This is a genomic window from Lonepinella sp. MS14435 (assembly GCF_042485795.1).
Classification (GTDB): domain Bacteria; phylum Pseudomonadota; class Gammaproteobacteria; order Enterobacterales; family Pasteurellaceae; genus Lonepinella.
This window is the reverse complement of record NZ_CP169368.1, coordinates 1,782,647-1,805,257: the sequence shown is the minus strand read 5'-3', so window position 1 is coordinate 1,805,257 and position 22,611 is coordinate 1,782,647. Positions and strand designations below refer to the sequence as shown.

23 protein-coding genes and 1 tRNA gene are annotated in these 22,611 nt (G+C 37.3%); 16 read left to right on the top strand and 8 right to left on the bottom strand.

Annotated elements, in window-relative coordinates; genetic code table 11:
- Positions 1-41 precede the first annotated feature (41 nt).
- The 16 genes from ispC (at position 42) to cysK (ending at position 15,909) form a co-directional block, all read left to right on the top strand.
- Entirely contained in the window at positions 42-1,241 is a 1,200-nt protein-coding gene (gene ispC, locus O1Q80_RS08560) for a 1-deoxy-D-xylulose-5-phosphate reductoisomerase (RefSeq protein WP_386694461.1), read from the top strand.
- A gap of 55 nt (positions 1,242-1,296) precedes the next feature.
- Positions 1,297-2,013, top strand: coding sequence for a polyprenyl diphosphate synthase (gene uppS / locus O1Q80_RS08555; protein ID WP_386694458.1), 717 nt, complete (start codon positions 1,297-1,299; stop codon positions 2,011-2,013).
- 14 nt (positions 2,014-2,027) lie between these two features.
- Entirely contained in the window at positions 2,028-2,891 is an 864-nt protein-coding gene (locus tag O1Q80_RS08550) for a phosphatidate cytidylyltransferase (RefSeq protein ID WP_386694455.1), read from the top strand.
- 9 nt (positions 2,892-2,900) lie between these two features.
- The gene (gene rseP / locus O1Q80_RS08545; protein WP_386694453.1) at positions 2,901-4,229 is read left to right on the top strand and encodes a sigma E protease regulator RseP; all 1,329 of its coding nucleotides are present in this window, start codon (positions 2,901-2,903) and stop codon (positions 4,227-4,229) included.
- 136 nt (positions 4,230-4,365) lie between these two features.
- On the top strand, positions 4,366-6,735 hold the full coding sequence (bamA, locus tag O1Q80_RS08540; RefSeq protein WP_386694450.1) for an outer membrane protein assembly factor BamA: 2,370 nt from the start codon (positions 4,366-4,368) through the stop codon (positions 6,733-6,735).
- A 107-nt stretch (positions 6,736-6,842) separates the two neighbouring features.
- Positions 6,843-7,406, top strand: a complete 564-nt coding sequence (locus tag O1Q80_RS08535; protein WP_386686959.1) for an OmpH family outer membrane protein — start codon at positions 6,843-6,845, stop codon at positions 7,404-7,406.
- A 22-nt stretch (positions 7,407-7,428) separates the two neighbouring features.
- The gene (gene lpxD, locus O1Q80_RS08530) at positions 7,429-8,454 is read left to right on the top strand and encodes a UDP-3-O-(3-hydroxymyristoyl)glucosamine N-acyltransferase (protein ID WP_386694447.1); all 1,026 of its coding nucleotides are present in this window, start codon (positions 7,429-7,431) and stop codon (positions 8,452-8,454) included.
- 210 nt (positions 8,455-8,664) lie between these two features.
- Positions 8,665-9,117, top strand: a complete 453-nt coding sequence (gene fabZ, locus O1Q80_RS08525) for a 3-hydroxyacyl-ACP dehydratase FabZ (RefSeq protein ID WP_386686955.1) — start codon at positions 8,665-8,667, stop codon at positions 9,115-9,117.
- A 22-nt stretch (positions 9,118-9,139) separates the two neighbouring features.
- Positions 9,140-9,928, top strand: coding sequence for an acyl-ACP--UDP-N-acetylglucosamine O-acyltransferase (gene lpxA, locus O1Q80_RS08520; protein ID WP_386694444.1), 789 nt, complete (start codon positions 9,140-9,142; stop codon positions 9,926-9,928).
- A 66-nt stretch (positions 9,929-9,994) separates the two neighbouring features.
- On the top strand, positions 9,995-11,179 hold the full coding sequence (gene lpxB, locus O1Q80_RS08515) for a lipid-A-disaccharide synthase (RefSeq protein ID WP_386694441.1): 1,185 nt from the start codon (positions 9,995-9,997) through the stop codon (positions 11,177-11,179).
- A 2-nt stretch (positions 11,180-11,181) separates the two neighbouring features.
- Positions 11,182-11,784: a ribonuclease HII gene (gene rnhB / locus O1Q80_RS08510; RefSeq protein WP_386694438.1), complete on the top strand. Its 603-nt coding sequence runs from the start codon at positions 11,182-11,184 to the stop codon at positions 11,782-11,784.
- Between the two features lie 13 nt (positions 11,785-11,797).
- A complete protein-coding gene (gene mog, locus O1Q80_RS08505; protein WP_386694435.1) occupies positions 11,798-12,388 on the top strand; it encodes a molybdopterin adenylyltransferase in 591 nt (196 codons plus the stop codon).
- A 9-nt stretch (positions 12,389-12,397) separates the two neighbouring features.
- Positions 12,398-12,736, top strand: a complete 339-nt coding sequence (glnB, locus tag O1Q80_RS08500) for a nitrogen regulatory protein P-II (RefSeq protein WP_386686945.1) — start codon at positions 12,398-12,400, stop codon at positions 12,734-12,736.
- A 22-nt stretch (positions 12,737-12,758) separates the two neighbouring features.
- On the top strand, positions 12,759-13,787 hold the full coding sequence (locus O1Q80_RS08495) for an ORF6N domain-containing protein (RefSeq protein ID WP_386694432.1): 1,029 nt from the start codon (positions 12,759-12,761) through the stop codon (positions 13,785-13,787).
- A 16-nt stretch (positions 13,788-13,803) separates the two neighbouring features.
- Positions 13,804-14,850, top strand: coding sequence for an AI-2E family transporter (locus tag O1Q80_RS08490; RefSeq protein ID WP_386694429.1), 1,047 nt, complete (start codon positions 13,804-13,806; stop codon positions 14,848-14,850).
- A 111-nt stretch (positions 14,851-14,961) separates the two neighbouring features.
- Entirely contained in the window at positions 14,962-15,909 is a 948-nt protein-coding gene (cysK, locus tag O1Q80_RS08485) for a cysteine synthase A (protein WP_386686941.1), read from the top strand.
- A gap of 176 nt (positions 15,910-16,085) precedes the next feature.
- On the opposite strand, the gene O1Q80_RS08480 is transcribed toward cysK, so the two are convergent.
- From O1Q80_RS08480 to recN, 8 genes are all read right to left on the bottom strand, one after another.
- Positions 16,086-16,170 (bottom strand) — tRNA-Leu (locus O1Q80_RS08480).
- Between the two features lie 20 nt (positions 16,171-16,190).
- Entirely contained in the window at positions 16,191-16,535 is a 345-nt protein-coding gene (gene secG / locus O1Q80_RS08475; RefSeq protein ID WP_386694425.1) for a preprotein translocase subunit SecG, read from the bottom strand.
- Between the two features lie 101 nt (positions 16,536-16,636).
- Positions 16,637-18,571: a DNA topoisomerase III gene (locus tag O1Q80_RS08470; protein ID WP_386694422.1), complete on the bottom strand. Its 1,935-nt coding sequence runs from the start codon at positions 18,569-18,571 to the stop codon at positions 16,637-16,639.
- Between the two features lie 61 nt (positions 18,572-18,632).
- Positions 18,633-18,917: a YciI family protein gene (locus tag O1Q80_RS08465; protein ID WP_386686910.1), complete on the bottom strand. Its 285-nt coding sequence runs from the start codon at positions 18,915-18,917 to the stop codon at positions 18,633-18,635.
- A 22-nt stretch (positions 18,918-18,939) separates the two neighbouring features.
- Positions 18,940-19,401 (bottom strand): acyl-CoA thioester hydrolase YciA, encoded by a 462-nt coding sequence (yciA, locus tag O1Q80_RS08460; RefSeq protein WP_386694419.1) that lies wholly within the window; start codon positions 19,399-19,401, stop codon positions 18,940-18,942.
- A 3-nt stretch (positions 19,402-19,404) separates the two neighbouring features.
- Positions 19,405-19,941, bottom strand: coding sequence for a septation protein A (locus tag O1Q80_RS08455; protein WP_386686907.1), 537 nt, complete (start codon positions 19,939-19,941; stop codon positions 19,405-19,407).
- A 1-nt stretch (position 19,942) separates the two neighbouring features.
- Positions 19,943-20,707 carry a hypothetical protein gene (locus O1Q80_RS08450; protein WP_386694416.1) on the bottom strand — a complete coding sequence of 255 codons (765 nt, stop codon included), beginning with the start codon at positions 20,705-20,707 and terminating at the stop codon, positions 19,943-19,945.
- A 212-nt stretch (positions 20,708-20,919) separates the two neighbouring features.
- Entirely contained in the window at positions 20,920-22,596 is a 1,677-nt protein-coding gene (gene recN, locus O1Q80_RS08445) for a DNA repair protein RecN (protein ID WP_386694413.1), read from the bottom strand.
- Positions 22,597-22,611 lie beyond the last annotated feature (15 nt).

The window sequence follows — 22,611 nt, the reverse complement described above, 5'->3', positions numbered from 1 at the left end:
GTTATATAATTTTCCTATATTTTTTCAAAAGAAGACTTACCATGAAAAAACAAAACCTTGTCATTCTCGGCTCAACAGGCTCAATCGGTACTAGTACGCTTTCTGTCATCGAACATAATCCCGAGCAATATCAGGCATTTGCCTTAGTAGGTGGACGTAATGTGGATTTAATGGTTCAACAATGCGTGAAATTTCAACCGCAGTTTGCAGCCTTAGATGATGATCGTGCAGCGAAAAAATTAACAGAAAAATTAACCGCACTTGGTAGTCAAACGCAAGTATTAAGCGGAAAAAAAGCGATTTGTGAATTGGCAGCTCACCCTGATGCGGATCAAGTTATGGCAGCGATTGTGGGGGCTGCGGGGCTTTTGCCAACGCTTTCCGCTGTACAAGCCAGTAAAAAAGTGTTGTTAGCCAATAAAGAAAGTTTGGTCACTTGCGGACAGATTTTTATTGACGCGGTGAAAAAATCACAGGCTCGATTATTGCCCGTGGATAGTGAGCATAATGCCATTTTCCAATCTTTACCGCCCGAAGCACAGCAAAAAATTGGTTTTTGTCCGTTGCAAGAATTGGGGATTAGTAAAATTGTGCTGACGGGATCGGGTGGACCTTTCCGTTATACGGATTTAAGTGAGTTTGAGGGCATTACGCCAGCACAAGCGGTGGCACACCCGAACTGGTCTATGGGTAAAAAGATCTCGGTGGATAGTGCCACCATGATGAATAAAGGGCTGGAATATATTGAAGCTCGTTGGTTATTTAATGCCAGTGCCGATGAAATGGAGGTCATTATTCACCCCCAATCCATTATTCATTCCATGGTGCGTTATATTGACGGATCAGTGATTGCTCAAATGGGGAATCCTGATATGCGTACGCCGATTGCAGAAACCATGGCGTATCCAAATCGCATTGTTTCGGGGGTTGCACCGTTAGATTTTTATCAGCTTAACGGCTTAACCTTTTTAGCCCCCGATTTTAATCGTTATCCTAATTTGAAATTAGCCATTGATGCTTTTGCAGCAGGGCAATATGCTACTACAGCGATGAATGCGGCGAATGAAATTGCCGTGGAGGCTTTTCTAAATGGACAAATTAAATTCACCGATATTGCTCGAGTGAATCATCAGGTAGTCGAAAAAATTCAACCGCAGAAAATCACGGAAATTGACGATGTATTAGCGGTGGATCGGGTGGCTCGGGAATTAGCCATAATTGCTGTGATAAAAATGGCATAATAATTCTAAATATGTTATATTCGCACCCAAATTTTCAATTCAAAATTGCGGTTAAATGAAAGAATTAGATCTAAATAATATTCCTAAGCACGTTGCTATTATTATGGACGGTAATGGGCGTTGGGCGAAGCAGCAAGGAAAGATGAGAATCTTTGGACATACTAACGGGGTAAAAGCAGTACGCCGTACAGTGTCGTATGCTCGTCAGATAGGTGTGCAATCCTTGACTATGTATGCGTTTAGCAGCGAAAATTGGAATCGTCCCGAGCAAGAAGTATCAGCATTAATGACTTTATTTATACAAGCCTTGGATTCCGAACTAAAAGAATTGCATAAAAATAATATTAAATTGAATATTATTGGTGACACCGCAAAATTCAGTGAAAAATTACAACAAAAAATCATTTATGCAGAAAAATTAACCGAAAATAATACCGCACTTTGCTTAAATATTGCGGCAAATTATGGTGGTCGCTGGGATATTGTGCAAGCTACACAGCAGTTAGCAAGTCAAGTGCAAGCTGGGAAGTTGGCAGTAGAACAGATCAATGAAGAACTCTTTCAGCAAAATCTAGTCACAGAAAAACAATCCCCCGTAGATTTGTTAATTAGGACGAGTGGTGAACAACGCATCAGTAATTTTTTACTCTGGCAAATTGCTTATGCGGAGTTATTTTTTTCGCCTGTACTGTGGCCTGATTTTGGTGAACAAGAATTTAATAATGCTATTTGGACCTATCAACAACGTGAACGCCGTTTTGGTGGTGCTTAAAGAAGGAAAGGAACTTGCTTAAACAACGTATTTTATCGGCAATAGTGATGATTGCCATTGTCTGTGCTGCATTATTTTTATTTTCTCCATTCTATTTTACACTAGCATTGGGCGTTATCGTCACCGCTGGGGTATGGGAATGGACACAATTTCCACGTTTAAAAATCGTATGGCGTTTTGTCGCAACGTCAATTTCTTTGGCTGTTTTATTTGTTTGGATTTTTAGTCAAGCGAACTACTTAAATGCAGGGCGAGTGTTTGCGGATTATGCCGAACCTTTGTTGCTTGTTTCTGTTATTTGGTGGTTTGTCGCTTTGGGCTTGGTCGTAACTTATCCAAAATCCGCTAAGATTTGGGGCAATTCTTTAATTTTACACATTATTTTTGCCTGTGTGACTCTTGTTCCTTTCTTAATTGCGGTGGCAGTGTTACGTTTAGAAAATTATAATATGGATAGCCTGCATGGTATTCAATTATTGCTTTATGTGTTTATCTTGGTTTGGGCGGCGGATAGTGGTGCTTACTTTGCAGGGCGTAAGTTTGGTAAACACAAATTAGCACCGAAAGTTTCCCCTGGAAAAACTTGGCAAGGCGTGATCGGTGGGTTGATTACCTCAGCAGTACTGTCAGAATTATTTATTTATTGTGTGGGTGATAACTTCTTTTTTCATGGGAATACTCTCAGTTTAACCGTGCTTTCTATTGCAACAGTGGCGGTTTCTGTATTAGGCGATTTAACGGAAAGTATGTTCAAACGTCAAAGTGGTATTAAAGATAGTAGCAATTTAATTCCTGGACATGGCGGGATTTTAGATCGAATTGATAGTTTAACTGCAGCCACCCCATTTTTTGCGTATTTCTACTTTTTTTGGCTATAAGGTGAGATGATGTCGTTTTTGTGGTCATTGGTTTCTTTTATTGTTGTTATTAGCGTGCTGGTGTTCGTTCATGAATTTGGACATTTCTGGGTGGCAAGAAAGTGCGGTATAAAAGTCCATCGTTTTTCCATTGGCTTTGGCAAAGTGCTATGGTCAAGAAAAGATAAGCAAGGTACCGAATTTGCGGTGTCACTGATTCCATTGGGTGGCTATGTAAAAATGTTGGACGAACGCAATGAAGAAGTACCAGAACATTTAAAATCTCAATCCTTTAATAGTAAAACCGTTGTTCAACGTATGTTTGTGATTGTGGCAGGACCAATAGCGAATTTTATTTTTGCTATTCTGGCATATTGGGTGGTTTTTATGGTCGGGATTCCGAGTGTAAAACCAGTGATTGATAGTGTTAAACCAGACAGTATTGCTGCACAGGCACAAATTGCTCCCAATAGTCAAATTCTTGCGGTGGACGGTACAGAAGCTTTTGATTGGGAAACCATTAATATGTTGCTGGCGACTAAATTAGGTAATCAGCAAGTGACGTTAACAGTGACCCCTTTTGGTGAAAATCGCCCACAAGAAAAAATCTTAAATATTCAACATTGGACATTTGATCCCGATAAACAAAGTGCTTTTGGGGCATTAGGTATTCAGCCTGTTGGCAATAAAGTAGAAATGAAAATTGCTAAAATCATGGAAAATTCACCAGCAGAAAGGGCAGGGTTATTAGTCGGTGATGAAATTTATGCAAAAAATGGTGAGGAATTAGTTTGGCGAGATTTTGCCAAACAGATTCAACAAGGGAAACCAGTAAGTTTACAAGTTCATAGAGAAGGTCGGATATTAGATTTGACTTTAATTCCAGAATGGCAAGATAAACGCTATATGGTGGGAATTGCCCCAACGGTTCAACCACTGAATGAGAAGTATCGTACAGAATTAAAATATGATATGCTTGACGCTCTATGGAAAGGTGTTGAGAAAACAGCACAACTTTCTTGGTTGACGGTGAAAGTAATTGGTAAGTTATTGACTGGAGATTTATCCCTGAATAATTTAAGTGGTCCAATTTCTATTGCACAGGGTGCGGGAATTTCTTCGCAAATCGGCTTGGTTTATTATCTAGGTTTTATGGCATTAATTAGTGTCAACTTGGGTATGATGAATTTATTTCCGTTACCAGTATTAGATGGCGGATATTTACTTTTTTTGGTAGCGGAAGGAATTAGAGGCAAACCTGTTTCAGACAAGGTGCAAAATGTGTGTTATCGCATTGGGGCAACCTTGTTGTTAATGTTAACTGGATTTGCTTTATTTAATGATTTTTTACGTTTATAGAACGTTTTAAAATTTTTGCAGTCTGTATAGATTGTTCGGGTTAATATCCCATTGGTAAATGAACATTTAAAATTCCTATTTATTTAGGCTTGGGAATTTTATCATTGTTACTTTAATTTAATAAGGTCATTGTAAAATGAAAAAACTTTTAATAGCTAGTTTATTATTCGGTTCAACGGGTGTTTATGCTGCTCCTTTTGTAGTACAAGATATTCGAGTTGAAGGTGTACAATCAGGTTCAGAAATGAATGTGTTAGCTGGTTTGCCAGTGCAAATTGGCAAGCGTGCAACAGACAATGATATTGCAAACGTGGTGAGAACCCTTTATTCACGTGGTTATGATAATGTTAAGGCTGATAGAGAAGGGGATACTTTAATTATTTCTGTTACACAACAGCCGATTATTACCGAAGTGACTTTTGATGGTAACAGTTCTATTCCAAATGAAGCATTAAAATCAAATTTAGAATCTAACGGATTTAAATCTGGTGAAGTATTAAATCGTGAAAAATTAGAAGGCTTTCGTCAAAGTTTAGTGGAACACTATGCTAGTACTGGTCGTTATAATGCTAAAGTAGAAACGATAGTAAATAGTTTGCCAAACAATCGTGCGGAAGTGAAATTACAAATTAAAGAAAATGATGTTGCTTTATTAAAAGAAATCACTTTTGAAGGTAATAATAATGTTTCTAGTAGCAAATTGCGGGAACAAATGGAATTACAACCTGATGCGTGGTGGAAATTATTTGGTAATAAATTTGCAGCTGATCAATTTAGTAAAGATTTAAATGCTATCCAAGATTATTATGGTGAAAATGGTTACGCTAAAGCACAAGTGACGGATACAGATGTTCAATTAAGTGATGATAAAAACGAAGCTCGGGTTAAAGTCGTGATAAATGAAGGTGATATTTACACGGTGAGTAATGCGAGAATTATCGGCGATGTAGGTGGAATGCAAGAGGAATTGGCTCCGCTATTAAAAGATATTCATTTAAACCAAGAATTTCAGCGTAGTGAAGTGAAAAACGTAGAAAGCAATATTAAAGCTAAATTAGCTGAACAGGGCTATGCTAATGCTCAGGTGAATATCCATCCTGAATTTGATGAAGCTAATAAAAGTGTTGCATTAACTTATATTGTGGAAGCTGGTCGTCGTTATTCTGTTCGTCAAATTCGTTTTGAAGGAAATACAGTGACGGCGGATAGAACATTACGTCAAGAAATGCGTCAACAAGAGGGGACTTGGTTATCTTCTCAATTAGTTGAATTGGGTAAATTACGTTTAGATCGTACGGGTTTCTTTGAAACTGTGGAACAACGTACTGAAAATGTAAAAGGTACCAATGATGAATTAGATGTTATCTATACTGTGAAAGAGCGTAATACAGGTAGTATCAACTTTGGTATTGGTTATGGTACCGAAAGCGGATTTAGCTATCAAGCCAGTGTAAAACAAGATAACTTCTTAGGTATGGGTTCTTCTATTAGTTTGGGTGGTCGTAAAGATGACTATACGACTAGTGTGAACCTAGGTTATACCGAACCGTACTTTACTAAAGATGGTGTAAGTCTTGGTGGTAATGTCTATTATGAAAAATACGATAACTCAGATGATGATACGGCAGCAAGTTATGCCCGTACTACTTATGGAGTAGATTTAACCTTAGGTTTCCCTGTGAATGAAAATAACTCCTACTATTTAGGTGTGGGTTATGCTTATAACAAACTTAAAAATGTAGTACCAGAATATTCTCGTCAGAAATATATAGATTCAATGGGATACAGCGGTACATCATTTAAATCTCAAGATTTTACTTTTAAAGCTGGTTGGAATTATAATAATTTAGACCGCGGTTATTTCCCAACAAAAGGGGTAAAAGCTAGTTTAGGTGGTTCGGTCACTATTCCAGGATCAGATAATAAGTTCTACACATTAAGTGCTGATGCTCAGGGTTTTTATCCATTAGATCGTAACCATACTTGGGTCATCTCAGCCAAAGCTGGAGCTTCGTATGCTAATGGTTTTGGTGGAAAAACCTTACCATTCTATCGTAACTTTGCGGCGGGTGGTATTGGTTCGTTACGTGGTTTCGCTTCTGGAGCAATAGGACCAAATGCGATTTATATAAGAACAGACGCAAGTGGAAATCTTACATATTATCCAGATGATGATATTATCGGCGGTAATGCCATGGTGTTGTCTAGTGTTGAATTGATCGTTCCAACGCCATTTGTCGCAGATAAAAATCAAAATTCAGTGCGTACTTCAGTGTTCTTTGACGCGGCAAGTGTATGGAATACGAAATGGAATGCTACAGATAAAGCAAAATTCTCAAGTTTACCTGATTATAGCGATCCGAGCCGTATTCGCTCATCTGCAGGGATAGCATTTCAATGGCAATCTCCGATTGGACCGTTGGTTTTCTCTTATGCTAAACCGATTAAAAAATATGATAATGACGATATTGAACAATTCCAATTTAGTATTGGTGGTACATTCTAACTTATTTAGATTGAACTAATGTTTATTCATAACGTCTAATTAATACTCGTGCTAAATATTATTGTTTGGTATGTACATAAAAAATAATTAAAAGGAAATTTATACAAATGAAAAAAATCGTAAAAGCAACCGCACTTTCTTTAGCTTTGGCTTTCGCATCAGCAGCAGCTATTGCAGCTGAAAATATTGCATTCATTAATGCAGCTTATTTGTTCGAACATCACCCAGATCGTGAGGCGATTGCGAAAAAATTAGATTCTGGTTTTAAAAAACAAACTGATGAACTTACTGAAAGTAAAAAATCAATTGATAACAAAATTGCATCATTACAAAAAGAAGCTAAAAATTTACGTAGTGCAGACATCAAAAAACGTGAAGATGAAATCAATAAATTGATGAAAGAACACGATGCTAAAGTACAAAAATATCAACAAGAAGCACAAAAATTGGAAAATGCAGAACGTGCTAAATTATTAGAGTCAATTCAAGAAGCGACTAATAATATCGCAAAAGAAAAAGGTTATACCTATGTTCTTGATGCAAATTCCATTGTATTTGCTGTAGATGGTAAAGATATTAGCGATGATGTGTTAAAAGCGATTGGTGGTAAAGTCCCAACAGAAGAACCAAAAGCAGAAGACAAAGACGCTAAAAAACCAGCAGCTAAATAATCTTTAAAAAGGTTAATTATTTATGCGTTCTTATACATTAAAAGAATTAGCAGAACATATCGGCGGTGCCATGCGTGGCAACGCCGATGTTTTTGTTACAGCAATCGCTCCTTTAGATAAAGCCACTAAAGAACACCTGACTTTTATTTCTAATGTGAAATATCGTCCTTATTTATCACTTTCACAAGCAGGAATTTTGGTCGTATCAGAATCGGATGTCGAATTTTGTGCTGATACAGCTAACTTAATTATCGTCAAAAATCCTTATGTGGCTTATGCTTTGTTAGCTCAATATATGGATAGTACACCGAAAGCTGCTACGGATATTGCACTAAGTGCGGTCATTGCTAGCACTGTTTTACTGGGTAAAAATGTCAGTGTTGGTGCCAATGCAGTGATTGAAGATGGTGCGGTGATTGGTGATAATGTAGTGATCGGAGCAGGTTGTTTTATTGGTAAGCGAGTACAAATTGGGGCAAATACGCAGCTTTGGGCTAATGTGAGTATCTATCACAATGTTCAAATTGGTGAACATTGCTTGATTCAAGCAGGGGCGGTGATTGGTGCTGATGGCTTTGGTTATGCCAATGAGCGTGGTCGCTGGATTAAAATTCCACAAACTGGAACTGTGGTCATTGGTAATCATGTTGAAATTGGGGCATGCACTTGTATTGACCGTGGAGCATTAGATAATACTGTGATTGAAGATAACGTGATTATTGATAATCTGTGCCAAATTGCTCACAATGTACATATCGGTACGGGTACAGCCGTAGCGGGTGGTGTCATTATGGCGGGCAGCCTAAAAGTGGGGTGTTATTGTCAAATTGGCGGTGCCAGTGTAATTAATGGTCACATGGAAATTTGTGATCAAGCCATTGTGACAGGTATGGGAATGGTCATGCGACCAATTACTGAACCAGGCATCTATTCTTCAGGTATTCCGTTGCAGCCAAACAAAGAATGGCGTAAAACAGCGGCTTTAACCATGGATATTGATAAGATGAATAAGCGTCTTAAAGCCTTGGAAAAGAAACTGGCGGATTGATTTTTACTAACATAAAGTCAGCATAATAATATCCTATATTCATTTCTAGCCACAGCGTGGCGTTTCTATGCCTAACCCCGCATATCAAGTGCGGGGAAAATCTACTCAGCGGATCTCAGTTTTCTTACTGTTTTGCTACAATCTATTTTCTAAATAATGTATAATTAATTCAGATATATTAGAAATTAAACTAGATTAAAGGTAATTATTGTGACAACAGAAACAAGAACATCTCGTGTTATTGAAGTAAAAGAAATTATGGCATTGTTGCCTCATCGTTATCCATTCCTATTGGTTGATCGTGTTTTAGATTTTGAAGAAGGTGTATGGCTAAAAGCGATTAAGAATATTAGTGTTAATGAACCTTGTTTCACAGGTCATTTCCCACAAGAACCTATTTTACCAGGGGTGTTAATTCTGGAAGCTCTTGCTCAATCTATGGGGATTCTTGCTTTTAAAACGCACGAATTACAAGGTGGAGAACTATTTTATTTTACTGGGATTGACGATGCCCGTTTTAGACGACCAGTGTTACCTGGAGATCAATTAGAATTATATGTTGAAGTGATCAAAGAACGTCGTGGTGTTACATCTTTTACTGGCGTGGCGAAAGTAGATGGTGAAGTGGCTTGTGAAGCTAAACTAATGTGTGCTAGACGTTAATAATTAAGCATAAGGAGCATGTATGATCCATTCAAGTGCGAAGATTCATCCTTCTAGCATTATTGAAGAAGGGGCAAGAATTGGAGAAAATGTTGTTATTGGTCCATTCTGTGTAATCGGTTCACAGGTCGAAATTGGTAAAGGTACGGTTATACATTCACATGTTGTGGTTAATGGCATAACCACTATTGGTGAAGATAACCAAATTTTCCACGGAGCAACCATTGGTGAAGTCAACCAAGATTTAAAATACAACAATGAACCGACAAAAACGATTATTGGCAATCGTAACCGTATTCGCGAAAATGTGACTATCCATCGTGGCACCGTCCAAGGTGGTGGTGTGACTCGAGTGGGTGATGATAACTTATTTATGATTAATGCTCATATTGCACACGACTGTCAAATCAGAAACCGTTGTATTCTAGCCAACAATGCAACCCTTGCAGGGCATGTTGAATTAGACGATTTTGTGATTGTTGGTGGAATGTCGGCGATTCATCAGTTCGTTATTGTTGGAGCTCATGTGATGTTAGGTGGTGGTTCCATGGTGAGCCAAGATGTTCCGCCTTATGTGATGGCACAAGGCAATCATGCTCGACCATTTGGGGTCAACATTGAAGGGCTGAAACGTCGTGGTTTTGAGAAACCAACTTTACATGCTATTCGTAACGTCTATAAATTAATTTATCGCAGTGACAAAACCCTTGAAGAAGTCATGCCAGAAATTGAACATTATGCTAAGACAGAATCAGCCATTAGTTTCTTCTTAGAATTTTTCAAACGTTCCACTCGCGGAATTATTCGTTAAGAAAAAGTTGATTAATTTACACCGCATTTTTGAAAAGTGCGGTGATTTTTTATAAAGGATAGTCTAGTGGAAAATCAAATAGAAAATCTTGCTTTAACTACGCCAACCATCGCTATCGTGGCTGGTGAAGTATCTGGTGATATTCTTGGGGCGGGTTTAATTCGAGCTTTAAGAAGTCATTATCCACAAGCTAAATTTATTGGAATTGCTGGTAAAAATATGCTGGCTGAAGGTTGTGAAAGCCTGATTGATATGGAAGAAATTTCGGTTATGGGCTTGGCAGAAATCTTAAAGCATCTGCCTAGATTATTAAAAATCCGCAACAATACCGTACAAACCTTGTTAGCCCAAAAGCCAGATATTTTTATTGGCATTGATTCTCCAGAGTTTAATTTATATATAGAAGAAAAACTAAAAAATCAGGGCATTAAAACTATCCATTATGTGAGTCCATCGGTTTGGGCGTGGCGACAAAATCGCATTTACAAAATTGTTCGAGCAACCGATTTAGTACTTGCCTTTCTACCTTTTGAGAAAGCCTTTTATGATCGCTTTAATGTGCCTTGCCGTTTTATTGGGCATACCATGGCGGATGCGATTCCTTTAAAGCCAAACCGTACCGAAGTATGCCAGATCCTTAATCTCGATCCAACACAACAATATATGGCGATTTTAGTCGGAAGTCGTGGTTCAGAAGTTGAATTTCTCACAGAACCTTTTCTAAAAACAGCAGTATTGTTAAGACAGCAATATCCTAATTTGCAATTTTTAGTGCCTTTAGTAAGTGAAAAACGCCGTGATCAATTTGAACGAATTAAGGCTCAAGTTGCACCTGAACTTGATGTGATTATCTTGGATGGTAAAGCTCGCCAAGCCATGATGATCGCACAAGCGACTTTACTTGCATCAGGTACAGCTGCATTAGAATGTATGCTGTGCAAATCACCTATGGTAGTAGGTTATCGAATGAAACCACTCACTTATTTTTTAGCCAAACGCTTAGTGAAAACACCGTATATTTCCTTGCCTAATCTGTTAGCGAATGAAATGTTGGTGCCAGAAATGATACAAGAGGATTGTACCCCTGAAAAATTAGCAGAAAAATTATCGGTTTATTTAGACCAAACCGAAAGTGCGGTGCAAAATCGTCAAGTTTTAATTCAGCGTTTTACTGAACTACATCAATTTATTCAATGTGATGCCGATAGCCAAGCAGCACAAGCTGTGGTTGATTTACTCGAGGGAAAATAATCATGTCAGATTTTGAATATCCGCAAGGATTTGCATTCATTGCTGGTGTAGATGAAGTGGGGCGTGGACCTCTGGTGGGGGCTGTTGTTACTGCTGCGGTGATTTTAGATCCTCATCATCCTATTAAGGGCTTCGCTGATAGTAAAAAACTGAGTGAGAAAAAACGTGTATTATTAGCTGAAGAAATTAAACAAAAAGCATTAGCTTGGTCGCTAGGTCGTGCAGAACCCGAGGAAATTGATGAACTAAATATTTTGCATGCCACCATGTTAGCTATGCAACGAGCGGTAAAATCACTGAAAATTCAACCGCACTTTGTGTTGGTGGATGGTAATCGAATTCCAGATTTGCCTATGCCTGCTCAAGCGGTGGTAAAAGGCGATAGTAAAGTTGCTGAAATCAGTGCAGCGTCTATTTTAGCCAAAGTAGCCCGTGATCAAGAAATGTTAGAATTAGATCAACAATTTCCACAATATGAATTTGCCAAACATAAAGGCTATCCAACCAAAGTACATTTAGAAAAATTAGCCGAGTTTGGTGTGTTGCCACAACACCGCCGTAGTTTTGCTCCTGTACGTAAAATTCTCATGAATAATATACCTTAATTTAAGGAAAAAAATGACCGCAGTTAATCAGAAAATCTTAAAAATTGGTTTAGTTTCAGTGTCAGATCGTGCTTTTCAAGGAGTTTATCAAGATCAGGGGATTCCAGAATTAACCGCTTGGTTAGAAAATGCCCTAGTAGATAAATTCCAGCTAGAAACACGTTTAATTCCTGATGAGCAGGATAAAATTGAACAGACCTTAATTGAATTGGTAGATGAGCAACAATGCCATTTAGTGTTAACCACAGGCGGAACTGGACCAGCTAAACGAGATGTGACACCCGATGCCACATTAGCCATTGCCGATCGTGAAATGCCAGGGTTTGGTGAGCAAATGCGTCAAGTAAGTTTGCATTTCGTGCCGACAGCAATTCTTTCTCGCCAAGTGGGGGTCATTCGTAAAAATAGTTTAATTTTAAATTTACCAGGGCAGCCGAAAGCAATTAAAGAAACCTTAGAGGGGGTGAAAGATGAAAGTGGCAACGTACTAGTAAAAGGTATTTTTGCCGCAGTACCTTATTGTTTACAACTGATCGATGGTATTTATATTGATACTAACCCAAAAATAATTGAAAGTTTTCGCCCGAAATCTGCTAGAAAATAGGAGTTAAATATGAAAAAAATTGAGGCAATTATTAAACCCTTTAAATTAGACGATGTACGTGAATCCTTATCTGATATTGGTATTACGGGAATGACCGTTACCGAAGTACGAGGTTTTGGTCGCCAAAAAGGGCATACGGAATTATACCGTGGTGCAGAGTATGCAGTGGATTTTTTACCTAAAGTTAAATTAGAAATTGTGATACCTGATGACGTGGTTGATCAATGTATTGATGCCATTGTAGATACAGCACAAACTGGCAAAATTGGTGATGGTAAAATCTTTGTGTATGACGTAGCTCGGGTAATTCGGATTCGAACGGGTGAAGAAAATGAAGAAGCGATTTAGTCGCTAAATAATAGGGAAGCAAATGGAGAGCAAAAATATCATTCTAATCAATCAAGAGTTGATTAATGAAAAAATTTATCACATTCGTGGGCAAAAAGTGATGCTTGATTTTGAACTTGCGGAATTGTATGGCTATGAAACTAAAAGATTTAATGAGCAGGTCAAGCGAAATCTTGAAAAGTTTGATGCAGAAGATTTCATGTTTCAATTAGCTGATGATGAATGGAAAATCTGTTTGAGGTCGCAAAATGCGACCTCAAGTTGGGGTGGAATGAGGTATTTGCCTTATGCTTTCACTGAACAGGGCATCTATATGTTGATGACCGTACTCAAAGGTGATTTGGCAGTACAGCAAAGTAAGGCATTGATTCGTACTTTTAAACAAATGAAAGATTACATTGTTGAAAATCAAGGCTTAATTGGACAGCGTGAATTTTTACAACTTTCTATGCAAACCACAGAAAATACGAAAGAAATTAGAGAGTTAAAATTATCATTGAGAACAGTGGAAAATAGGGTAGCTCAGGTTGTCGATAGTTTAACGGATGTGGTGAAGAAATCAGATTTATCCCCTTTTATTTTTGATTTTAGTCAACCACAGGTGAAATTAGAGTATTTACTCCTAAATGGTCAGCCCATTGAAGCCAATATTGCTTATTCAGATATTTATGCGTCAGCCAATGAACGTATTTATATTGTAGATAATTATATTGGTGTGAAGACTTTGATTTTGTTAAAGAATATTCGCAAGGGTGTAGAAGTGACAATTTTTAGTGATAATGTAGGGAAAGGGCTACATAATGTTGAATATCAAGATTTTTGCCGAGAATATCCAAATATCAGTATTCAATTTAAGAAAACAGGCAACATAGTTCACGATAGATATATTATGATTGATTGGAATACAGATAGTGCCAAAGTTTATCATTGTGGAGCCTCTTCTAAAGATGCTGGTGAAAGAATTACTAGTATTTCAGAAGTGATGGATAGACAGGTTTATACTGGCATGATCGGTAAACTATTTGCGAATCCAGATCTTATTTTAAAATAAAACTGCGGTGAATTTTATGATAAAAAACAATCCTTTAAATCAATTTATTTTTATTAGTGCGGCGTTGGTAATTATTCTGGCAGGGATAAAAGTATCTTCGGTAATTGTCGTTCCTTTCTTGCTCTCTCTATTTATAGCGATAATTTGTTCACCGATAATTAAGTTTATGACAAATAGAAAAGTCCCGCACTGGTTAGCTATTACGTTACTTTTATTGTTAATCTTGCTGGTATTTTTCTTTTTGTTAGGGTTGATTAATGGTTCAGCACAAGAATTTACCAAATCAATTCCACAATATCGAGCATTAATGATGGAGCGAATTAATGATTTGCAAGTGTTAGCACACAAATGGAAAATCCCTTTTTCTGTGCAACCAGATGCCATTGTAAAACATTTCGATCCCAGTATGGTGATGAATTTCGCAAGCAGTTTATTAATGAATTTCTCTAATGTGGTATCAAATGTGTTTGTTTTAATTTTAGTGGTAATTTTTATGTTGTTAGAAGCACCTACTGCGAAACATAAATTTGCCATTGTATTTAACAATCAGGACGGCGAAGAAGATCATTTAGAACGTGTATTAGAAAGTATTATTGGCTATCTTGGCGTGAAAAGTATGATGAGCGTGCTGACAGGAGTGGCAATATGGGTATTGCTTACGATTACTGGAGTGCAATATGCTATTTTATGGGCAACCTTGAGTTTTTTGTTTAATTATATTCCAAATATCGGTTCTATTATTGCAGCTGTGCCGATTATTTTACAAGCATTCTTATTGAACGGATTTACTACAGGGTTTGTGGTGACTATTAGTGTGATTGTTATTAATGTTTCAATTGGTAATGTGCTTGAACCTAAAATAATGGGGAAAAAATTAGGACTTTCAACCTTGGTGGTATTTCTTTCTCTTTTATTTTGGGGTTGGTTATTGGGAACCGTGGGTATGTTGCTTTCAGTGCCATTAACCATGGCATTGAAAATTGCATTGGAATCAAGTCCAACAACAGAACGTTATGCAATTTTATTAAGTGATCGTTTACCGAATAAATCGGACCTAGCTTAATTATTTAATGCTATTTAGTTATAAAATAGAACAAATAGGTATTTTTTCATTATTAAATATTATGTTACAAATAGCATCAACAACAAAAACAATTCTTTTAAGGAGAAAATAATGACTATTTTTGCGGATAATTCTTATTCTATTGGCAACACGCCATTAGTCCGTTTAAACCATTTTGGTAATGGTAATATCGTGGTAAAAGTAGAGGGGCGTAACCCAAGTTTTAGCGTAAAATGCCGTATTGGTGCGAATATGGTGTGGCAAGCGGAAAAAGATGGTGTGTTAACTAAAGATAAAGAAATTGTTGATGCAACCAGTGGTAATACTGGCATTGCCTTAGCCTATGTGGCAGCAGCACGTGGTTATAAAATCACCTTAACTATGCCAGAAACCATGAGTACGGAACGTAAACGTTTATTACGTGGACTTGGTGTTAATTTAGTTTTAACCGAGGGTGCAAAAGGTATGAAAGGTGCGATCGCCAAAGCTGAAGAAATCGTAGCAAGCGATCCAAATCGTTATATCATGTTAAAGCAATTTGAAAATCCAGCTAATCCAGCGATTCACCAACAAACTACAGGTCCTGAAATTTGGAATGGTACTGAGGGAAAAGTTGATGTGATTGTGGCAGGTGTAGGTACTGGTGGTACGATTACAGGGATTAGTCGCTATATTAAATTAGATCAAGGTAAGGCTATTACTTCTGTAGCTGTTGAACCAGCCGAAAGTCCAGTCATTACTCAAACCTTAAATGGCGAAGAGGTAAAACCAGGTCCACATAAGATTCAAGGCATTGGTGCAGGTTTTATCCCGAAAAACTTAGATCTTGATTTAGTTGATCGCGTAGAGTGTGTGGATAGTGAAACCGCGATTGCTACCGCTCGCCGTTTAATGGCAGAAGAAGGTATTTTAGCGGGTATTTCTTCAGGTGCTGCAGTGGCGGCAGCAGAGCGTATCGCAAAATTACCTGAATTTGTGGATAAGTTAATTGTAGTTATTTTACCATCTGCTTCTGAGCGTTATTTAAGCACTGCTTTATTTGAAGGTGTAGAAGCATAGTTCCAAATCCCCTATAAAAATAATATAAAAGTAGATAGTGTTGACCAACTCGTAGAGTTGGTCTTTTTTTATGTATTATCTAAGGAATATTCTACTTTTTTAACACAGTATAAATCTTATGTCAGAATATTATTGGCAATAAAAAAGACTGTTTCAAACAGTCTTTTTTATCAACTTGGTGCGATCGGAGGGACTTGAACCCTCACGCCGTGAAGCACTACCCCCTCAAGATAGCGTGTCTACCAATTCCACCACGATCGCATATTAAATGAGGTTAATTTTTAGTTTTGAGGAATATCTGCGTTTTTATTTTCTACTGGAGCAACAGGTTTTTGTTGTTCTAACTGTTGAGCTGCTTGTGATAAATCATCAAATTTACCTTCTTGCACTTTGCCATGGTGAGAATTTAAGTTACCAAGCACAATGCTTGAAGCAAAGAAAATAATGGCTAAAACAGCCGTTGTACGAGATAAAAAGTTGCTTGACCCAGCAGAACCGAATACTGTACCTGATGCTCCGCCACCAAATGATGCTCCAGCATCTGCACCTTTTCCTTGTTGAATAAGGATAAAGCCGATCATTACTACGGACACGATAAGGTAAATAAATAATAATGCGTTATACATTGTGAAATCTTCTCTGCTGTAAGGTTATAATCTGAAAAACGTTTGGATATTACCGAATATTCAGTGTTTAATCAAGGAATTTTTGTTTGCTTGATGAAAATCTAGTCGGAAATCACCGCACTTTTGCTTTTATCATTACTTTTGGTTTTTGCTTTGTTCAATTTGGGTTGGGCTAGTGAAACAGTGCTTAATTTACGTAATGCCGAGAAATTAACGTAATGTACCAAGTCGGGTAACATTTGGGTTAGTTGCCACATAAAGTGTTGATAATTTGTTTCTTTTTTGCTTATACCAGTTAATTGTGATTCCCATTGAGCTGTCATATCAGGTTGTGTGGCAATATCGGGTAGTGCTTGAATTAAAATTCGTCCCGTTTCTGTACTATGAATATTTTTGCCTTTTTTTACTAAGAAGCCACGTTTAAACAATAATTCGATAATGCCTGCTCGAGTTGCTTCTGTGCCTAGTCCATCGGTTTCTCTGAGGATTTTTTTTAATTCTTTATCTTGTACAAAACGTGCAATTCCTGTCATGGCTGAAAGCAACGTCGCATCAGTAAAGGGTTTTGGAGGTTGCGTTTTTTTACTGACAATTTCACCCTGATGACAAAAAAGAATTTGCCTTTTTTTCACTACTGGCAATGGTGGAGCGACTTGTTCTTCTTCATCTTCTTTGCCAATTAATTCTTTCCAGCCTGCAATTTGTAAATTACGTGCTTGAGCAATAAAGGTACCGCCAGCAATAGTTAAGGTAATTTTACTTTTACGATATTCTGCATCTGGGCAAAATTGCATTAAATATTGACGAGCAATAAGTTGATAAATCTGTTGTTCTCTTAGATTTAAGCTAACAGGACGATTTTTTGCCGTTGGAATAATAGCGTGGTGAGCTTCTACTTTTTTATCATTCCAACAGCGATTTTTTTGCTCTAAATTTACCGTACTGGGTAAGTTCTGGTAATCTGAACAATGGGTCGCAATGGCTTGTATGACTTTGGTTCGATCGGCAAAATGCTCGTTGGGTAAATAACGACAATCGGAGCGTGGATAGGTAATAATTTTGTGCTTCTCATATAAATCTTGACAGGTATCTAGCACTTCCTGAGCGGATATGCCAAAGCGTTTAGCGCCATCAATTTGCAAAGCTGAAAGGGAATAGGGTAGAGGTGCAGTTTCTTTTTCACGTTTATCTTCATAAGCAGTGACTTCCGCTGGTTGCTGATAAATACGTTTCACCACATTTTCGGCTAATCCTTTGGACAGTACACGACCATCATCATCTTGATAATCTTCACAAGCCTTGCTTGGTTGCCAAAGTGCGGTGAAATTAGGCTCAGTTTTTTCATCGTGAGCAATATGAGCCAGTACTTCAAAAAAATCCTTGGGTTGGAAATGTTCAATTTCTAAATCACGGCGAACGATTAATCCTAATACTGGTGTTTGTACTCGTCCTACGGAAAGTACGCCATTATAACCTGCTTGCCGTCCACGAATGGTATAAGCTCGGGTCATATTGATCCCGTATAACCAATCGGCTCTTGCTCTTGCTAAAGCTGAAGTGGCAAGTGGTATAAAATCACGATTAGGTTGCAATTTTTTTACTGCTTTTTCTACCGCACTTGGGTTTAAATCACTAATTAAACAACGTTGAATTTGTTCTACCTTTTCTATAGGTAAATGAGCATAATTGAAAACTTCATCAACCAATAATTGCCCTTCTCGATCTGGGTCGCCTGCGTTAATTAAAATATCTGCTTGATGAATCAGTTTTTCGACAATTTTTAATTGCTTCGCAACCTCTTTACGAGGTACTAATTGCCATTTTTCAGGGACAATCGGTAAATGTTCTAAACGCCATTGTTTATAGTCAGGATTGTAACTATCAGGTTCAGCTTGCTCTAATAAATGTCCTACACACCATGTAACGTAGTCATTCTCACCACAACGAATAAAACCCTCACCACGTTGATGTGGCTTAGGTAAAATATCCGCAATAGCTCGGGCAAGGCTGGGTTTTTCCGCTACAAATAATCGCATAAGGTTGTATAAAAATAGAAAATAGGATTTTCTAAGAGAAAACCCTATTTGTCAGGTTTAATTAAAAGACTCTTTTAAATGGTTTAACGATCACTTCGGCATACACATCTGCTTGTACATAAGGATCTTCATTTGCCCATTGTTTTGCTTGCTCAAAAGATTCAAATTTTGCAATAACCGTTGAACCAGTCATGCCTTTAGCTTCTAAATTTGGGTGTGGTCCGGCAGTTAGTAGTCGATCTTCAGCTTTTAATTGTTCAAGACGAGCCAAATGATCAGGACGAGCGGCTAAACGTTTTTCTAATGTGTTAGGTTTGTCTTGGGCAAAAATAACATAGTATTCCATATAAAACTCCTGTTTATTGTTATTAAATTAAAGCAAGTGCTTGCTCTAATTCGGGGTTATCTTCTTTTGGTATGGCTCTAGGTTTCCCCTCTTTATCAATAGCAACATAAGTAAATAGGGCTTCGGTGACACAATAACGATCACGTAAACCTTGATAAACTTTTTTAATCCAAACTTCGACTTTCACTTGCATAGAAGTTCGACCTACTTTGACTAATTGACCATAGCAACAAACGACATCACCCACTGATATTGGGCGTAAAAAGCTCATTTTATCAACACAAACCGTCACTACACGACCTTTGGCAATTTCTTTGGCTAAAATTGCACCTCCCATATCCATTTGTGACATAATCCAGCCACCAAAAATATCTCCGTTTGCATTGGTGTCAGACGGCATGGCAAGGGTGCGTAATAATAATGTGCCTTTGGATTGGCGATTTTCAATTTGTTCAGTTTTTTCGGTTATAATAGTACAGCTCATAAATCACTCCTTGTCTTTCGGTAGATAACGATAAATATAAATGCCAGTGCCGATAGTGGCAACAAATGTCATAGCTAAAATGCCAAAAGCTTTGAATTCGACCCAAATTTCTTCTGAAAAACATTGGCTAATATAAATATTGACTAACATGCAAAGGATAAAAAATATTGCCCAAGCTAGATTAAGATTATGCCAGACTGTGTTGGGTAATTCGATTTCTTTACCTAATAATTTTTGAATGAGAGGGGTTTTAAACACAAATTGTCCAACCAATAAGATGAATGCAAATAACCCATAAACAATCGTGACTTTCCATTGTAGATATTTGATTTCATTAAAATAAGCAGTGAGTAAACCAAAAATAACCACTGCACATCCCATGACAATTTGTTGTTTTTCTATTTTGCCATATTTCCATTTTAAAATAATCATCTGCAAAATAGTGGCAATGACGAGAGTAACTGAGGCTTCTCGCACCCCTGCTAGTTTATAGACGACAAAGAATAAAATTAAGGGGATAAGTTCTAAAATCTGTTTCATATTATGCCTGTTGATTAAATACGGTATAAAAGCGATAGGTAAACACTATAGAAAAAACGTTGATGAATGACATAATCACTAATGCAACGATAGTTAATAGCATATTTTGTGCTAGCATTGCCAGTTGCAAACCGAGTAATGAGAAAAATAAATAGCTGATGGTGCAATAGAAAAAGAGTACTGCTGTACGTCCTTTGGCAGAAATTAAGGTATTTTGCACCGCACTTTTTATAGATTCATGATTAAGTAAGTAACGAACAGGCGATAAACATAGACGAATTAAAATAAAAATCCCTGAAATCATTAAGAAAAGGCTGATGAATGATATTGATGATTGGCTTAACACACCAGCAATAGTACCTATAGCACCGATAAAAAAAGGAAGAAAACAAAGTACAGTGAGTAAAATGATGCCAAGTAAGCGGTTAAAGGTGATGCCAGCGGTTTTTGTTAAGCCCTGATATTGACGTTGACTAATCTGATGTACTGTCATGGTTCCCCAGTACACAATAAATAGCGTAGTTAAACCTTTGGCTAAGGTAAACCATAAATAGCTTAAATCACCGCTTTGTTGCAGTAATATATTCATTTGCTGTTCTTCGCTAAGTGCTTCTATATTTTCCACGACAGGAAAGAGGACTTGCTGTAGCAGTCCAAATCCAGCAGAAGCAAGGACAAAAATAGTGACAAATGAGAAAGCAAATTTTCGTTCATTTTGTAAAAAATGCCAACTGTCTTTAAACAGTTGAGTAAAATTAATAGGCATTATCTTTCCTTTTAGTACATCACAAATTCTATGCGTGATTATACCGATTTTATGAATAAATGTATAAAAAAGTTCGGAATTGATTTTTATTAAAATAGTTTGAGGTTAAGCATGGTAACGATACTTTACATCTTGAGTTATGTTGAAAGCTACAGGGTAGCGATATTTATATTTTAACCCCGTACGTAAGCACGGGGCGATTTAAGCTATCCTTAACTTGCTAAATCCAACATTTCCTGAGCATTTGCTAATGCCGTATCGGTAATTTTGCTACCGCCGAGCAATTTGGCTAATGCTTTTACTCGTTGTTGAGCAGAAAGTGCGGTCATTTTTGTTTCTGTTTTTTCGTCCACCGTGAATTTTTCTACCACAAAATGATGATTACCATAACTGGCAACTTGTGGTAAGTGAGTTACGCATAATACCTGACATTTTGTGCCTAAACGGCGTAGTAGTTTCCCAACTACGCTGGCAGTTGCACCGCTAATTCCTACATCAATTTCATCAAAAATCAGAGTTGGAATCGCACTTTTATCAGATGTGAGTACCTGAATAGCTAAAGCAATGCGAGATAATTCTCCACCTGATGCAGTTTTTGCCAAAGATTGAGGGGATTGCCCTAAATTACTTTGTAGATTAAATTGAATACTATCGGCACCATTTATACCTACTTTACTGTAGTCTGTGGATAATTTAATAAAAAATTGAGCATTTTCCATAGCTAATTGTTTAATGGATTTAGTCACCTGATCGGCTAATTTGGCTGCCCCAGTTTCACGACTTTGATGTAGTGCCATTGCGGTAGCCTGCATTTGGTTAAATGCTAGTTTTTCTTGTTTAATTAATTCATCTTCACTTTCCGAATAATTGATTAATTGCTCAAGTTCTGCCTTTAAACTGCGGTGAAATTTGACTAAATTTTCTGGCGAAATATAATGCTTTTTCGCCAAATGAATAGCCTGACTCATGCGTTGTTCAATTTCTTCTAATAGATAGGGATCTTGTTCAATATCAGAAGAGAGGCGTTGTACTTCACTACTAGCTTCTTGTACCTGAATTAACGCATCTTGTAACATAGTTTGAATATCGGCATAACGTGGATCGAGATCGGCTAATTCATCTACGTATTGTGTGGCTCGGTAGAGTAGGCTATCGGCACTGACAGTATCGTTTTCGCTTAAAATACCTTGTAAAGATTGCGAAAGTGAGGTTAATTCTTCACTGCTAGAAAGTCGTTTATGATCGTCTTCTAATTGTTCAAATTCATCTTCTTGTAGATTAAATTCATCTAATTCATCTACTTGATATTGTAATAATTGCTTTCTGGCTTCGTTTTCTGCACATTTTTGTTTAAACTCTGCCACTTGCTGTTGTAGTGATTTCCATTGTTGATAATCAGTTTTCATCTGAGTAAGCAAATGAGCGTGTGAACAAAATGTATCTAAGGTGTGTAACTGAAATTCGGGTTTTAATAATAATTGTGAGGCATGTTGACCATTAATATGAATTAAATGTTCTCCCAGTTCTTTTAATTGGGCAACAGAAACAGGTGTACTGTTAATAAAGGCTTTGGAACGTCCTTCTTGATTAATAATTCGGCGTAAAATACAGTTTTCAGGATTGTCTTGATCTTCTAATTCTTGCTGTTTTAACCAGTTTGAAGCTGGACTTTGAGGGGCAATTTGAAAAGTTGCACAAACATCAGCTCGCTCTTGTCCTTCTCGTAACATGGAAAGCTCAGTACGTTGTCCTAAACAAATACCTAAAGCATCTATGGCAATAGACTTACCCGCACCAGTTTCCCCAGTGATAACAGACATCCCTTGAGCTAATTCAATATCTAAATGACGGACAATAGCAAAATTATTAATGGTGAGTTGAGTAAGCATAAAAAATCTCCTTTA

Coding starts and splice junctions, on each gene's coding strand:
- ispC (WP_386694461.1), top strand. CDS start 42: ATGAAAAAACAAAACCTTGTCATTCTCGGCTCAACAGGCTCAATCGGT.
- uppS (WP_386694458.1), top strand. CDS start 1,297: ATGAAAGAATTAGATCTAAATAATATTCCTAAGCACGTTGCTATTATT.
- rseP (WP_386694453.1), top strand. CDS start 2,901: ATGTCGTTTTTGTGGTCATTGGTTTCTTTTATTGTTGTTATTAGCGTG.
- bamA (WP_386694450.1), top strand. CDS start 4,366: ATGAAAAAACTTTTAATAGCTAGTTTATTATTCGGTTCAACGGGTGTT.
- O1Q80_RS08535 (WP_386686959.1), top strand. CDS start 6,843: ATGAAAAAAATCGTAAAAGCAACCGCACTTTCTTTAGCTTTGGCTTTC.
- lpxD (WP_386694447.1), top strand. CDS start 7,429: ATGCGTTCTTATACATTAAAAGAATTAGCAGAACATATCGGCGGTGCC.
- lpxA (WP_386694444.1), top strand. CDS start 9,140: ATGATCCATTCAAGTGCGAAGATTCATCCTTCTAGCATTATTGAAGAA.
- rnhB (WP_386694438.1), top strand. CDS start 11,182: ATGTCAGATTTTGAATATCCGCAAGGATTTGCATTCATTGCTGGTGTA.
- mog (WP_386694435.1), top strand. CDS start 11,798: ATGACCGCAGTTAATCAGAAAATCTTAAAAATTGGTTTAGTTTCAGTG.
- glnB (WP_386686945.1), top strand. CDS start 12,398: ATGAAAAAAATTGAGGCAATTATTAAACCCTTTAAATTAGACGATGTA.
- O1Q80_RS08495 (WP_386694432.1), top strand. CDS start 12,759: ATGGAGAGCAAAAATATCATTCTAATCAATCAAGAGTTGATTAATGAA.
- O1Q80_RS08490 (WP_386694429.1), top strand. CDS start 13,804: ATGATAAAAAACAATCCTTTAAATCAATTTATTTTTATTAGTGCGGCG.
- cysK (WP_386686941.1), top strand. CDS start 14,962: ATGACTATTTTTGCGGATAATTCTTATTCTATTGGCAACACGCCATTA.
- secG (WP_386694425.1), bottom strand. CDS start 16,535: ATGTATAACGCATTATTATTTATTTACCTTATCGTGTCCGTAGTAATG.
- O1Q80_RS08470 (WP_386694422.1), bottom strand. CDS start 18,571: ATGCGATTATTTGTAGCGGAAAAACCCAGCCTTGCCCGAGCTATTGCG.
- O1Q80_RS08465 (WP_386686910.1), bottom strand. CDS start 18,917: ATGGAATACTATGTTATTTTTGCCCAAGACAAACCTAACACATTAGAA.
- yciA (WP_386694419.1), bottom strand. CDS start 19,401: ATGAGCTGTACTATTATAACCGAAAAAACTGAACAAATTGAAAATCGC.
- O1Q80_RS08455 (WP_386686907.1), bottom strand. CDS start 19,941: ATGAAACAGATTTTAGAACTTATCCCCTTAATTTTATTCTTTGTCGTC.
- O1Q80_RS08450 (WP_386694416.1), bottom strand. CDS start 20,707: ATGCCTATTAATTTTACTCAACTGTTTAAAGACAGTTGGCATTTTTTA.
- recN (WP_386694413.1), bottom strand. CDS start 22,596: ATGCTTACTCAACTCACCATTAATAATTTTGCTATTGTCCGTCATTTA.